The 13,547-nt window shown below is 67.1% G+C and carries 10 protein-coding genes; 4 read left to right on the top strand and 6 right to left on the bottom strand.

The features are described from left to right. The first annotated feature begins 168 nt into the window (after positions 1-168). The 4 genes from SPMU_RS04095 (at position 169) to SPMU_RS04080 (ending at position 6,989) form a co-directional block, all read left to right on the top strand. Positions 169-1,380, top strand: a complete 1,212-nt coding sequence (locus SPMU_RS04095) for an efflux RND transporter periplasmic adaptor subunit (protein ID WP_088333150.1) — start codon at positions 169-171, stop codon at positions 1,378-1,380. A 1-nt stretch (position 1,381) separates the two neighbouring features. After that, the gene (locus SPMU_RS04090; RefSeq protein WP_088332163.1) at positions 1,382-4,618 is read left to right on the top strand and encodes a multidrug efflux RND transporter permease subunit; all 3,237 of its coding nucleotides are present in this window, start codon (positions 1,382-1,384) and stop codon (positions 4,616-4,618) included. Beyond that, positions 4,618-6,072 carry an efflux transporter outer membrane subunit gene (locus SPMU_RS04085; protein ID WP_211275704.1) on the top strand — a complete coding sequence of 485 codons (1,455 nt, stop codon included), beginning with the start codon at positions 4,618-4,620 and terminating at the stop codon, positions 6,070-6,072. The genes SPMU_RS04090 and SPMU_RS04085 overlap by 1 nt, the downstream gene beginning before the upstream one ends. 95 nt (positions 6,073-6,167) lie before the next feature. Then, entirely contained in the window at positions 6,168-6,989 is an 822-nt protein-coding gene (locus SPMU_RS04080) for an alpha/beta fold hydrolase (protein WP_088332159.1), read from the top strand. Here the strand turns inward: SPMU_RS04080 and cuyB are convergent. From cuyB to SPMU_RS04050, 6 genes are all read right to left on the bottom strand, one after another. Then, positions 6,986-7,687: a cysteate racemase gene (gene cuyB, locus SPMU_RS04075; RefSeq protein ID WP_088333149.1), complete on the bottom strand. Its 702-nt coding sequence runs from the start codon at positions 7,685-7,687 to the stop codon at positions 6,986-6,988. The genes SPMU_RS04080 and cuyB overlap by 4 nt on opposite strands. Positions 7,688-7,698: 11 nt before the next feature. Next, positions 7,699-8,709 (bottom strand): D-cysteate sulfo-lyase, encoded by a 1,011-nt coding sequence (gene cuyA / locus SPMU_RS04070; protein ID WP_088332157.1) that lies wholly within the window; start codon positions 8,707-8,709, stop codon positions 7,699-7,701. 43 nt (positions 8,710-8,752) lie between these two features. Next, a complete protein-coding gene (locus tag SPMU_RS04065) occupies positions 8,753-10,225 on the bottom strand; it encodes an amidohydrolase (protein ID WP_088332155.1) in 1,473 nt (490 codons plus the stop codon). A 155-nt stretch (positions 10,226-10,380) separates the two neighbouring features. Beyond that, positions 10,381-11,268, bottom strand: a complete 888-nt coding sequence (locus tag SPMU_RS04060; RefSeq protein ID WP_088332153.1) for an N-acetylmuramic acid 6-phosphate etherase — start codon at positions 11,266-11,268, stop codon at positions 10,381-10,383. Between the two features lie 5 nt (positions 11,269-11,273). Continuing rightward, positions 11,274-12,653 carry an FAD-binding oxidoreductase gene (locus tag SPMU_RS04055; RefSeq protein ID WP_088332151.1) on the bottom strand — a complete coding sequence of 460 codons (1,380 nt, stop codon included), beginning with the start codon at positions 12,651-12,653 and terminating at the stop codon, positions 11,274-11,276. Further along, complete coding sequence (locus SPMU_RS04050) at positions 12,650-13,531, bottom strand: glucosamine kinase nucleotide-binding domain-containing protein (RefSeq protein WP_088333148.1); 882 nt, start codon at positions 13,529-13,531, stop codon at positions 12,650-12,652. Before SPMU_RS04050 ends, SPMU_RS04055 begins: the two co-directional genes overlap by 4 nt. Positions 13,532-13,547 lie beyond the last annotated feature (16 nt).

Raw genomic sequence — 13,547 nt, 5'->3', positions numbered from 1 at the left:
GTGGCAACTGGTCACGAAAGAGATTACCCGAGGCGGCACACGGCACGGCTATCGCCGGTCGCCTCATCCTCATCGCACGTTTGCGGAGATCACGTTATAATGGATCGCGTGACGGTTCGTGCGCCTCGGCACGGGGTTGATCGACGTATCGGCAAGCAAACGGGATCGATGTCGCTGATCAATGCACGCGGACTGGCGGTGCTCGGCGCCCTGGCTCTGGCGGCGTGCAGCGGCCAGTCCGAGCAGCCCGGTGGGCGGGGCGGACGGGGGGAACGCGGCGGCGCGGCGCAGGTCGGCTATGTCGTCGTGCAGCAAACCAGCGTACCGCTCGTCACCGAGCTCGCTGGCCGCACCTTTGCTTATCAAAGCTCGGAAGTTCGCCCGCAGGTGAGCGGCGTCATCCAGAAGCGTTTCTTCGAGGAAGGGACGATCGTCCGGCGCGGGGAGCCGCTCTACCAGATCGACCCGAGCCTTTATCGTGCCGCGGTGAACGAGGCGACGGCCAACGTCGCCAGCGCGCGTGCCACCGCCGAGGCCGCCCGGATCCGCGCGGATCGCTTCCGCCCGCTCGCCGCGATCGAAGCCGTCAGCAAACAGGATTATACCGACGCGCTTGCCACCCAGCGGCAGGCTGAAGCGAGCATTGCGCAAAATCGAGCGCAGCTGGAAACGGCGCGGATCAACCTTCGCTTCACGACCGTCCCGGCGCCGATCACCGGGCGCATCGGCCGATCCTTGTTCACCGTCGGCGCCCTCGTCACCTCCAGTCAGGCCGAGCCGCTGACGACCATCCAGCAACTCGATCCGATTTACGTCGACATTCAGCAATCCGCCGCATCGTTGCTCCAGCTTCGCCGCCGCATGGCGGCTGGCGGTGTCTTGCCGGCGAACGCCAACGTGCGGCTGAAACTGGAGGATGGCAGCGACTACGGCGCCACCGGCACGGTCGAGTTCAGCGAAGTTGTCGTGGACCAGCAGACGGGCACGGTGACGCTGCGCGCCCGCTTCCCGAACGCAAACGGCTTGCTCCTTCCCGGCATGTTCGTGCGGGCCGTCTTCGCTCAAGCGATCGAGACCAACGCGTTCCTCGTGCCGCAAACCGCCGTGTCGCGCGATCCAAAGGGCGACGCGACGGTCTGGGTCGTGGGAGCCAACAACAAAGCGGTGCAGCGCACGGTTGAGGCGATCCGTGCTGAAGGCGCCAACTGGGTCGTGACGGGCGGGCTGCGTCCTGGTGACAAGGTGATCACCCAGGGCACCGCCAACCTCCGGCCCGATGCAACCATTCGGCCGGTTCCTGCCTCCGCACCCCAGCAGCCCAAGCCCCCCTCGCCCGAGCAGCTGAAGCAGCAGCAGAAGGCCCAGGGCGGGGCGCGCTGACGTGTCACGCGTTTTTATCGATCGACCCATTTTCGCATGGGTGCTCGCGATCATCGTCATGATGGCGGGTGCCGGCGCGATCATGGGATTGCCGATCGCCCAATATCCCGACGTTGCACCGCCGCAGGTGTCGATCCGCGCCACTTATCCGGGCGCGAATGCGCAAACGATCGAGAACTCGGTTACGCAGATTCTCGAACAGCAGCTGACCGGCATCGACGGCCTGCTGTATTTCGCCTCCTCATCAACGTCGCGCGGCTCCGTCTCGATCACTGCCACCTTTGAAAAGGGCACCGATCCGGACATCGCGCAGGTTCAGGTGCAGAATGCCGTCCAGCAGGCAATCACGCGATTGCCGGCTCAGGTGCAGCAGCAGGGCGTCTCTGTGCGCAAGTCGAACCCTGACTTTCTGATGATCGCAGGCGTCTATGACAGCAGCGATCAGATGACGAACCGCGACGTGTCGGATTTGATGACCTCCACGCTGCAGGATCCGCTGGGCCGCGTGCAGGGCGTGGGCGACACCAACGTGTTCGGATCGCAATATGCGATGCGCATCTGGCTCGATCCGGCGCGGCTCGCCAGCTTTCAGCTGATGCCCGGCGACGTGGTGTCGGCGATCCAGACGCAGAACACCGAGGTGGCCGCCGGCGAGATCGGCGGGCAGCCGATGCCGTCCGATCAGATGCTGAACGCCACAGTGACGGCGCAGTCCCGGCTCCAGACGCCGCAGCAATTCAGGGACATCATCCTGAAGACGCTCCCGTCCGGCGCAACGGTGCGCGTCGGCGATGTAGCGCGCGTCGAGCTTGGATCGGAAAACTACAACGCCAGCAGCCGCATCAACGGCCATCCGGGCGCCGGCATCGCCATCCTGCTCGCGCCTGGCGCGGATGCGCTCGAAACGGCCGAGCTGGTCAAGGGGGAGATCGCCCGCATCGCGAAAACCTATCCGCCCAACATCCGGGTGGCATACGCGAACGACTCTACCGATTTCATCAAGCTGTCGATCGAGGAAGTCGTCGAAACCCTGATTGAAGCGGTCATCCTCGTCGTGATCGTGATGTTCGTCTTTCTGCAAAGCTGGCGGGCGACGCTGATCCCGACCATCGCGGTGCCGGTGGTGCTTCTGGGCACCTTCGCGATCTTCTACCTCGCCGGCTTCTCGATCAACACCCTCACGCTGTTCGGCCTCGTGCTCGCGATCGGCTTGCTGGTGGACGACGCCATCGTAGTTGTTGAAAATGTCGAGCGCCTGCTCGAAGAAAATCCGAACATGACCCCGCGCGAGGCGACGATTGAGTCGATGCGCGAGATCACGGTTGCGCTCGTCGCCATCGCATTGGTCCTGTCGGCCGTGTTCCTGCCCATGGCGTTCTTCGGCGGCTCGACGGGCGTCATCTATCGCCAGTTCTCCCTCACGATCATCTCGGCGATGATCCTCTCCGTTGCGGTGGCGGTCATTCTCTCGCCGGCTCTCACGGCAACCCTGCTGAAGCAGAAGCACAAACAGGGCGAGGAACCGCAGCCGGGATGGTTCGAGCGGCGCTTCACCGGCGTTTCCTCGCGGCTGACGCGTGCCGGCGCATGGTTCAATCGAAATTTCGAACGCGGCACGGAACGCTACGTCGGCTGGGTGGCCGCCGTCGTTGACCGCAAATGGCTGTTCCTCGGCGTGTACCTCGTCGCCGTTGCACTCCTGGCAGTGCTGTTCCTGCGGCTCCCCACCGGCTTTCTGCCGACCGAGGATCAGGGCGGCGCAACCGTTCAGTTCCGCTTGCCGGCGGGCGCGACCCGCGCGCGCACCGAAGAGGTGCAGCGCTCGGTCGAGCGATACTTCCAGCAGTACGAGAAGGCGAACGTCCGTACCATGCTGACCGTGTCCGGCGGCGGCGGGGGCGCATCCGGGCAGAACACCGGTCAGGGCTTCATCTCGCTAACGGACTGGGCCGAGCGCAAAGGTGCGGAAAACACCGCCGACGCGATCGTCGCCCGCGCGGCCGCCGCCTTTCGTGCGTTTCGCGACGCGCAGGTATTTGCCCTGATCCCGCCCGCCATTCGTGGTCTCGGCCAGTCCGAAGGCTTCACGATGGAATTGCAGAACACCGGCGGGCTGTCGACGGAGGAGTTCGCCGCCGCGCGGGACAAGCTCCTCGGTCTGGCGAATGCCGATGCCGGTCTTGCCGGCGTGCGCCTCAGTGAGTTGCCCGACATCGGGACGCTGCGCGTAAACACCGATCCGCAGCGGATCGCCGCGCTCGGCATCTCGCAGACAGACGTCAACACCACCCTGTCGACTGCCTGGGGTGGCCGCTACGTCAACGATTTCGTGGACCGCGGTCGCGTGAAGCGCGTCTTTGTGCAGGGTGACGCACCGTATCGCGACGATCCGGACTCGTTATACCAGTGGTTCGTTCGCGGATCGAATGGCCAGATGGCGCCCTTCTCCAGCTTCGCCACCACCAGCTGGTCGCAGGCGCCGACTACCGTTTCGCGCTTCAACGGCATCCAGTCGTTCGAATTTCAGGGCCAGGCAGGAAGCGGCGGCAGCTCGGGCGACGCCATGGCCCGCATCGAGGAACTCGCCCGTCAGATCCCGGGCACCAGCGTGGCATGGGCAGGCATTTCCTATCAGGAGCGCCTATCGTCGGGCCAGGCGCCGCTGCTGTACGGCCTTTCCATCATTGTCGTCTTTCTGTGCCTCGCGGCACTGTATGAAAGCTGGTCGATCCCGCTGGCCGTGCTGCTGGTCATTCCGCTTGGCCTCATCGGCGCGGTGGCCTTCGTCACCCTGCGCGGCCTCACCAATGACGTTTACCTGCAGATCGGCCTGCTCACGACCATGGGGCTCGCCGCGAAGAACGCCATCCTGATGATCGAATTCGCTGAGCAGGAGGAGAAGAAGGGCGCCCGCGTGATCGACGCGGCGCTCACCGCAGCCCGCATCCGCCTGCGCCCGATCCTCATGACCAGCCTCGCCTTTATCTTCGGCGTGCTGCCGCTCGCGATCTCGACCGGCGCCGGCGCGAACAGCCGTATTGCGATCGGCACGGCCGTGATCGGCGGCATGCTGACCGCCACTGTTCTGGCGATCTTCTACATCCCGTTGTTCTTCGTCCTCGTCCGCCGCGGCTTCCGCGACACCATGGCAAAGGTTCGCGGGGAAGAGCCGGGCTTCCGTCCGCCGGAGCATCGGAACGAGCCGGCGGGTGGCACGCCGCGGCTGGAGCAATCGTGATGCGCGCCCTCCTCCCCCTCCTCCTGGGCAGCGCGCTCACGGCATGCAGCATGGCGCCCAAATACGTGCGGCCCGAGCTTCCGGTGCCCACGTCGTGGCCAACGGGCGACACGTATCTCCGCCAAACCGAAGCCGCATTGCCCAGCGTCACCTATCGCGATGTTTTCCGCGACGCGCGGTTGCAGCGGCTGATCGACGCGGCGCTGGCGAACAATCGCGATCTGCGCGCAAGCGTCGCCAACATCGAGGCTGCCCGCGCGCAATATCGCATCCAGCGGGCCGAGCTGTTTCCTCAGATCAACACTGGCACATCAGCGACGCGCCGTGAGATCGGCGCCCGCGCGGCCGGCGGCAATTTCGCGGTGGGCGGCACGTCCTACCAGGCGTCAATCGGCGTCAGCGCCTTTGAGCTCGATCTGTTCGGCCGCGTACGGTCGCTCAGTGATGCGGCACTGTCGCGCTATTTCGGCCAGGAGGCTGCCGCGCGCGCCGTCCGACTGACCCTGACCGGCGACATCGCCAGCGCCTGGCTTACCCATGCCGCCGACCAGAGCCTATTGAAACTCGCGGAGGACACCGCATCGATCGCCCGGCGCTCCGTTACGTTGACGCGCGCGCGCGTAGAGGGCGGCGTTGCCCCCCGAACTGATCTGCGCCAAGCCGAACAGACGCTCGCCAATGCGGAAGCGAATATCGCCAGCCAGCGCACCGCTCTGGCGCAGGATCTGAACGCCCTTCAGTTGCTGGTCGGCAACACGATCGATCCCGCCCTGCTGCCGCCCCCCATCGAGCAGGCCGCCGCGACCGTCGCGGAATTGCCCGCGGGTCTCGACAGCCGCGTCCTGCTGCGCCGCCCCGACGTGGTGCAGGCCGAATATGATCTGCGCGCGGCGAATGCGGAAATCGGCGCCGCGCGCGCGGCGCTGTTCCCGACCATCTCGCTGACGGGCTTGTTCAGCTTCGCCAGCACCGGGCTTTCGTACCTGTTCGAAAGCGATTCGCTGACGAAAACGGCGAGCGGAAACCTCACCTATCCGATCTTCCGCGCCGGTGCCGGCCGCGCCGGCGTCGCCCAGACCGAGGCGCTGCAGCGCGCCGCGCTCGCCAATTACGAAGGCACGATCCAGACCGCGTTCCGCGAAGTGGCCGACGCACTCGCACGCCGCGGCACGATTACCGAAGAACTCGCCGCGACCGAACGGTTCGCGGCGGCGGCGGCGGACACTTTCCGCTTGAGCGAAGCGCGCTATCGCGGCGGCATTGATACGTTCCTGTCGTCGCTCGATGCCCAGCGGTCACTCTACGCTGCGCAGCAGTCGCTGGTGCAGACGCGCCTGATTCGCGCCACCAACCTCGTCACGCTGTATCGCACCCTGGGTGGGGACTCGCAGCTGGCGGTGGCGCCAACCGGCGCGACGCCCGCCCCAGTGCTGGTGTCCCCGCAACAGCCATAGCGCCGGCCGATCCATCCCGTCCGGCCGGCTTGCAGAACTTCCACGCGAGCCGCACGTTGCTGCGGGCACATGGCATTGGTGACAGGTGACTTCGCATGACTGGTCCGGCAGCTGGACGATCGAGCAAACGCCCATCGCCGTTGCTGGCCTTGACGGAGATCCCCCGCGCAGTGGCGGAACTCGGGATGCTCCCCTGGGCTGCCCCGGCGTTGGCCACCGTACCCCGCGGTGACGGCCATTCCGTGCTCGTGATCCCGGGCTTCAACGCCTCGGACAGCGCCACGCGCATTTTGCGGCGCTACCTTGCGCACCTCGGCTATGATGCGCACGGCTGGGACCTGGGGCGCAATCACGGCCCTCGATCGGTTGGCGACGATGGTGAAAAGCTGCTCGAGCGGATCGAGGCGATATACGATCGTCAGCATCGGCGCGTCAGCCTGATCGGCTGGAGCCTCGGCGGGATCATGGCGCGCGCGCTCTGTCGCCGCGTGCCGGATCAGGTGCGGCAGGTCATCACCCTCGGCGCGCCATTTGCCGGTGCACCCAAGGACACGCGCGTCTGGCGCCTGTACGAATTCCTGAGCGGGCAAAAGGTCGACGACGATCGCGCCCTCGCCTATCTGCGCGAAGGCGAAACGCCGCTTCCCGTTCCCTCCACCGCCATCTGGAGCCGCGATGACGGCATTGTGCCGTGGGCCAATTGCGTCGAGCCCAATTGCGCGAACAGCGACAATATCGAAGTGTTCGGCAGTCACTTCGGCCTGCCGGTCAACCCAGCGGTGCTTTATGCTGTCGCGGATCGGCTCGCCCAGCCCGAAGATGGCTGGCGCCGCTTCGATCGCCGCGGCCTCATCCGCGCGATGGTCTATCCCAGCTCAGGCCACGCCAATCTCGCCAGTGATGGCGCCGGCAACTAAGCAGCGGCGAGCGCAAAGGACACTGCCCGGCGCGCCAGGACGTCGGTGGAATCGATCAGCGGCACGGGAAGATCGCCCGGGCCGATCACCAGCGGCACTTCGGTACACCCGGCAATGATCACCTCGGCACCTTCCGCGATCAGCTGCATCGCCGCGGCCGCTACGGCGCTTCGTCCCGACGCCAGATCGCCGGCCTTAATCTGCCAGATCCCGTTCATGAAATTCGCGCGCATCGCCTGATCCGGCACCACCGGGATCAGCGCGCTGGCTTCAAGCGCCCGTTCGTAGAGCCGCGCTTCGGCCGCACCGTTCGCAGCGAGCACGCCGATGCGGCGTGCCGCGCCATGCTCACGCGAAACCGCCCCCACCGTCTCCTCCACCAGATGGATGAACGGCAGCGGCGTTGCGCCGATCACGGCATCGGCAAAGGCGTGGGCGGCATTGCAGGGCATCGCCAGCACCTGCGCGCCCGCGGCGTGCAGCCCGCGCGCCATGGCGGCGAGTCCCGGTGCTGGCGACGGGCCGGTGCCCGCGATCGCGGCGTTGCGATCCGGCAAAGCCGGGTTGCTGTCCACGATGAGCCGGACGTTGTCCTGCTCACGCGCTGCGCTTTCCTGCGAATGGCGCAGCACCTTGGCCATGAAGTTGATGGTCGCGGCCGGCCCCATGCCGCCGAGCACGCCAATGGTCAGCGGCATGGCCGGCATCCTCAGGCCGCGGCCGCGCCGGCAAGCACCGGCTGATAGGCATAGAGCGCCGGCGACCCGCCGGTGTGCACGAACAGCACGCGCTCCTCCCTGGCGATCTCGCCCGAGCGCACCAGCGCGATCAATCCCGCCGCCGCCTTCCCGGTATAAACGGGATCGAGCAGCACGCCCTCCAGCGAGGCGAACATCCGCACCGCTTCGATCATCTCCGGCGTCGGGAGCGAATAGCCCGGCCCCACCCATTCATCGCGGCACTCGATCGTTTCTGGCGCGATCGCGGGCACCACCCCGGCGAGGTCCGCCACGGCAAGCGCAAGCTTGTGCACATTGCCCTCCTGCTCCGCGCGCGGCCGGCGCACGTTGATGCCGGTGACCGGAATGTTGGCGCTGTTGCCGACAAGGCCCGCCACGATGCCAGCATGCGTGCCCGCGCTGCCGCTCGCCACGACGATGCGGTCGAACGCGACACCGCTCGCGAACGATTGCGCCAAAATCTCCTCGGCACAGGCCACATAGCCGAGCGCGCCAAGCGCATTGGAGCCACCGCCGGGAATGATATAGCCCTTCCGCCCCTCGGCCGCGAGATCAGCCGCCACCTGCTCCATCGCGCCCTGCAGGTCCGCGCCGAGGTTCACGACGGTAACCGCCTCGACACCGAGCAGGTCGAAGAGGAAGTTGTTGCCCGACGCGCTCGGATCGTAGCTGTCGGGAACGCGCTGCTCGAGCACCAGGCGACATTTCAATCCCTCGCGCACCGCCGCGGCAAGTGTCAGGCGGCAGTGGTTGCTCTGCACCGCACCCACGGTGATCAGCGTATCCGCCCCTTGCGCCAGGGCGTCCGCAACCAGGAACTCCAGCTTGCGCGTCTTGTTGCCGCCGCCGGTCAGGCCGAGCTGGTCGTCGCGCTTGATGAAAAGCTCCGCGCCGCCCAGCGCCTTGGTCAGATGCGGCATGGGTTCGATCGCGGTGGCGCCGGGCGTGTAGCGGCGGCGCGCGAACTGCGCGAGGTTCATGATGGCAACTCCTTGTGTTTGGTTCGGTGTTCGTCGCGGAAGGTCATTCCACGCGGCTGTTGTTCCTGTAATCGAGTGCCGGCGCCCGATTGCCAATCAGGGCGACATAGCGGAAATCCGGCCCACGCCGCTTTTCCATTTCCGCCTTCGCCGTCGCGATCACGTCGGGGCTGGCGATCATTTCCGCAAGGGTCAGCGCCAGGGTGCGCGACGCCAGCACCGCGCCCTTGGTGCCGATGCTCATCCCGGCGGCGGCGGTATTCTGCCAGCTGTGTCCCGGCATGCCGGGAACAAAGGTGGCGGTGCCGAGCCCCACGGTGGGAACGACCCACGAAATATCCGACATGTCGGTGGAGCCGCCAGCCGCATCTGGGTCCGTGCGCACGGCATAGGGCTGGACCTGTGCAACGGACTCGATCGTCCCGCGCGCGTCCGGCACGCTTTCGCGCATCTTGGCGGCGAAGGCTTTCTCCTCCGCCGTCCACGCGATGCCGCCCAGCGATCGCAGGTTCTTGTCCATGACCTGCCCCAGCGTGTCGTTCGGCAGCATGGAATAGACCCCGCCGATCTGCTCGAACTCCATCCGAGTCTCGGTGGCGATCGCCGCGCCCTCACCCGCTTTCGTCACCCGCGCCATCACGGAGCGGACGACCTGCGGATCGGGCGAGCGAACGTAGTAATAGACCTCGGCATAGTCCGGCACCACGTTGGGCGCCCCGCCACCGCTGGTGATCACATAATGGATCCGCGTCCGGTCCGGCACATGCTCGCGCAAGTAATTAGTCGCGACGTTCATGATCTCCACCGCGTCCAGCGCGGATCGCCCGGCTTCCGGATTGCCCGAAGCGTGCGACGAGCGGCCGTAGAAGCGGAACTTGCCATTGGTATTTGCCATGCTGATCGATTGCGCAGCCGAATTCGCGCCCGCCGGGTGCCAGTGCACGGCCGCGTCCACGTCCTTGAACAAGCCGTCGCGCACCATGTAGACCTTGCCCGAGCCGCCTTCCTCCGCCGGCGTGCCGTACACGCGCAGCTCGCCGGGCGTCTTGGAGGCGATCATCCACTTCTTCACCGCGATAGCTGCCGCCACCGATGCGGCGCCCAGCAGATTGTGCCCGCAGCCATGGCCATGCGCCTGTCCGGCGATGGGCGTCTTCGTCGGCACCGTCTGCTGCGCGAGGCCGGGCAGCGCATCATATTCCGCCGTGATCCCGATGACCGGGCCGGCGCCGTTGCGGTAGCTGGCGAGAAAGGCGGTCGGCTCCCCCACCACCCCCATGGTCACCTGAAAGCCCGCGTCCTTCAGCTCCTTGGCGAGCAGCGCGGCGCTCTTCTGTTCCTGATAGCCCGTCTCGGCGAAGCTCCAGATCGCTTTCCCGACCGTTTCCACCTTTTTGGCATCCACCCCGGCCAGCACCTGCTCGCGCGCATCCGCCGCCAGCGGCCCGGCCTGCGCCTCTCCGGCAACGAGCAGCGCAGCGCCAGCGAAGCCGGCGAAAAAGGCGCGATCGATCATATGCTTTCCCGTTTCCGAACAGACGGGCACGAATTCACATGATCCGATGCCGGCGCACAACCCTTCAGTGTTGGTGGTAAGCCATAGCAACAAGGCATCAGGTGCGCCGCCACGCCCCCCGAGAGCCGAGCCGTAACGCGGACGAGCCCGCCCCGTCAGGGCCGGGCGACGCCGTCCATCGCCGCTGCCAGGCTGCCGCCATGTGCGCCGAGGCTGGCGGCAGCCTCCGCAGCCGTCGCCCCGCGCGCAATCAGCACGGCCGCCCTGATCTCCTCGCCCGCTACGTCCAGCGCCTGCGCCGCCACCTCCCGCCCGACGCCGGCGATCTGCGCCACCATCGCTTCGGCACGTGCGCGCAGCTTGCGGTTCGACACCCGCATGTTCACCATCATCCCTTGGTGAACCAAGCCCAGCCGCAGCATGATCGTGGTGGACAAAAGGTTCAGCACCGCCTTCTGCGCGGTTCCTGCCTTCATCCGGGTCGATCCCGCGACGATCTCGCTTCCCGTATCGGCAAGGATCGCGTGCTCCGCCCTGGTCAGCAGACCCTCGCCCGCATTGTTGGCAACGCCGATCGTCAGCGCGCCCGCCGCACGCGCCGCCTCGACCGCTGCGACCGTGTAAGCGGTGCGGCCGCTCGCCGCGACACCGATCACGACATCGCTCGCCCCCACCGCGGCGTCGATGACCGCCGCGCGTGCCGCGCCCGCATCATCCTCCGCCCCTTCGACACTCTCGATCAGCGCCGCCGTCCCGCCTGCCATCAGGAACACGAGCCGCGCGCGCGGCCAGTTATAAGTGGGAAACAACTCCACCCCATCCTGCACCGCGACCCGCCCGGAGGTGCCCGCCCCGGCATAGATCAATCGCCCCTCCGCCCCGAGCCGACGCGCGGCGTCCTCGGCAGCGGTCGCAATGGCCGCCGTCTGGCTCTTGATCGCCGCCAGCGCCGCCATCTGCCCCTCCAGCATCGCCTCCACCGCGATTACCGATGGCCAGCGATCGATGGAGACATAGCGCGGATCGACGGTCTCGGTGCTCATCCGCCTCACCTTTCCAGAAATATCTTGCCCGGGTTCATCAGCCCCCCGGGATCGATCGCGGCCTTGATCCGCCGCATCAGCGCCACGGCTTCGGCGCCATGCTCGCGCACCAGTGCAGCGCGCTTGCCCATGCCGATGCCATGTTCCCCGGTGCAGGTGCCGCCGACCGACAGCGCATAATCGATCAACTGCTCGTTCACCGCCCGCGCCTTCTCCCACCCCACCGGATCGTCGCGACGCAGAACGAAAAAGACGTGGTAATTGCCGTCGCCCACATGCCCCAGGATCGGCGCCAGCAATCCCGCCGCGTCGACCGCCGCCCGCGCGCGCGCGATCGCCTCGGCCAGCTTGGAGATCGGCACGCAAATGTCGGTCGACCAGGTAACGGCATCGGCCACCATCGCCCGCGCCGCCGGCAATGCCGCGTGACGCGCGCGCCACAACAGGCGTTGTTCGTCGCGATCGAGGGACATGGTGAGCACGCCGGCGCCGTGCCCCGCGCCGATCGCTTCCAGCTGCGTGCGCTGTTCCCGAACCGATTGCGGCGATCCATGCAGCTCTACGAACAACGTCGGCTGCTCCGCCAGGGTCAGCCCCGCAAAAGCGTTGCAGGCGCGGATCGCGACGGGATCGAGCAGCTCCATTCGCGCCACCGGCACGCCGCTCTGGATCGTCTCGATAACGGTCTGCACCGCGCCATCGAGCCCGTCGAACCGCCAGGTTCCCGCGAGCACCGCTTCCGGAATGCCATGCAGGCGAACCGTTGCTTCGACGATCAGCCCCAGCGTGCCCTCCGATCCGGTGAACAGGTGCGTCAGATCATAGCCGGCAGCGGACTTCCTCGCCCGGCTCCCCGTCGGAATGAGCGTGCCGTCCGGCAGCACCACTTTCAGTCCCAGCACATTCTCCCGCATCGTCCCGTACCGGACGGCGTTGGTACCCGATGCCCGGGTGGAGATCATCCCGCCAAGCGTCGCATTCGCGCCCGGATCGATCGGAAAGAACAGCCCCGTCGCGCGCAGTTCCTCGTTCAGCGCCTCGCGCGTGACCCCGGGCTCCACCACGCACAACAGATCTTCGGGTGCCACTTCCAGCACCCGGTTCATGCCGGACAGATCAACGGAAACCGCCCCCGCCACCGCCCCCGCATTCCCCTCCAGCGAGGTGCCTACGCCCAGCGGCACGACGGCGACGCCCGCCCCCTGCGCCGCTGCCATCAGCATCTGGACTTCTTCCACGGTGCGCGGCTGTGCCACCACATCGGGCAGGCCCGCCGCATGATGCCCTTCCGCGGCCATGAACTGCGCCCGCCCCGCCTCGTGCGTGATCCAGCGCGCGCCAAGGCGCCCCGCCATCGTCTCGCTCAACCGTGCAAGATCCGTCATTCGCTGGTCACTTCCGGAAAGGCGAAGCCGGCGAGGAGCAGCGCGCCGTCCAGCGCATCGCCAAGCGGTTCGCTCAGCTTCGCCACGGTGCGCGCCCGCAGCCACGGCCGCAGGTGCGGCGCCAGCCCGCCCAGGATCGCACAGGCTGGCGCACCCCGCTCGAAGATCGTTTCGATGAAGCGCTCCACATGGCCGGCGGCATCCTCCACGATCGATCGCGCGATCGGATCATCCGCTTGCGCATATTGAATGACGATCGGTGCGAGCGCGGCGTAATCCGCCGGCGTCGCCCGATCCATCCAGGCAATCGCTTGCGGAATGGCATGGCCGAAGCGGGCAGCGATCGCGAGCGCCAGCGGGGTGCGTGTCGTTCGCCCGTCGAGCGCTCGAAGCGCGTGGCGCATGGCGGAAAGCCCGAGCGCCGCGCCGCTGCCTTCGTCCGATATGGGGAAGCCATAGCCGCCGATCGCAAAATCGGTTCCGTTCACGCGGAGCTGCGCGATGCTCCCCGTACCCAGGATCAGCGTTGCCCCATCGCCGCCGCGGTGCGCCCCCAGGTTCGCGATTGCTGCATCGGTGGCGAAGCTGACCCGCGCCAGGCCAAGGTCCATCGCGCGCAATGCCTCGGCGCTGCCCGGGCGCGAAAGGCCGGCAATGCCGATCCCGCCAGCGATCTCGCCTCTCGCATTCCTCTCGAGCCCGGCGGATTCCAGCGATTGCTCGATAACATCGTCGAGAACGGCGCGAACCGCCGACACGCCGATGCGCATGTTCGCCGGGCCGGCATGCCCCGTGCCAATCACCAGCCCGGTGGCGTCGGTCAACCGCGCGCGGCAGTGGCTGCCGCCTGCGTCCACCCCAAGATACCAGGTCACCATCGCGCCTTCCATTCTG

The organism is Sphingomonas mucosissima, from assembly GCF_002197665.1.
Classification (GTDB): domain Bacteria; phylum Pseudomonadota; class Alphaproteobacteria; order Sphingomonadales; family Sphingomonadaceae; genus Sphingomonas; species Sphingomonas mucosissima.
Note: the sequence above shows the minus strand (reverse complement) of the source record. Positions and strands in the feature narration are given on the sequence as shown.

What these genes read in the sequence shown, in the direction of transcription:
- SPMU_RS04080 (WP_088332159.1), top strand. Translation starts at nt 6,168, where the DNA reads ATGACTGGTCCGGCAGCTGGACGATCGAGCAAACGCCCATCGCCGTTG.
- SPMU_RS04050 (WP_088333148.1), bottom strand. Translation starts at nt 13,531, where the DNA reads ATGGTGACCTGGTATCTTGGGGTGGACGCAGGCGGCAGCCACTGCCGC.
- SPMU_RS04095 (WP_088333150.1), top strand. Translation starts at nt 169, where the DNA reads ATGTCGCTGATCAATGCACGCGGACTGGCGGTGCTCGGCGCCCTGGCT.
- SPMU_RS04060 (WP_088332153.1), bottom strand. Translation starts at nt 11,268, where the DNA reads ATGAGCACCGAGACCGTCGATCCGCGCTATGTCTCCATCGATCGCTGG.
- SPMU_RS04085 (WP_211275704.1), top strand. Translation starts at nt 4,618, where the DNA reads ATGCGCGCCCTCCTCCCCCTCCTCCTGGGCAGCGCGCTCACGGCATGC.
- SPMU_RS04055 (WP_088332151.1), bottom strand. Translation starts at nt 12,653, where the DNA reads ATGACGGATCTTGCACGGTTGAGCGAGACGATGGCGGGGCGCCTTGGC.
- cuyA (WP_088332157.1), bottom strand. Translation starts at nt 8,709, where the DNA reads ATGAACCTCGCGCAGTTCGCGCGCCGCCGCTACACGCCCGGCGCCACC.
- SPMU_RS04065 (WP_088332155.1), bottom strand. Translation starts at nt 10,225, where the DNA reads ATGATCGATCGCGCCTTTTTCGCCGGCTTCGCTGGCGCTGCGCTGCTC.
- cuyB (WP_088333149.1), bottom strand. Translation starts at nt 7,687, where the DNA reads ATGCCGCTGACCATTGGCGTGCTCGGCGGCATGGGGCCGGCCGCGACC.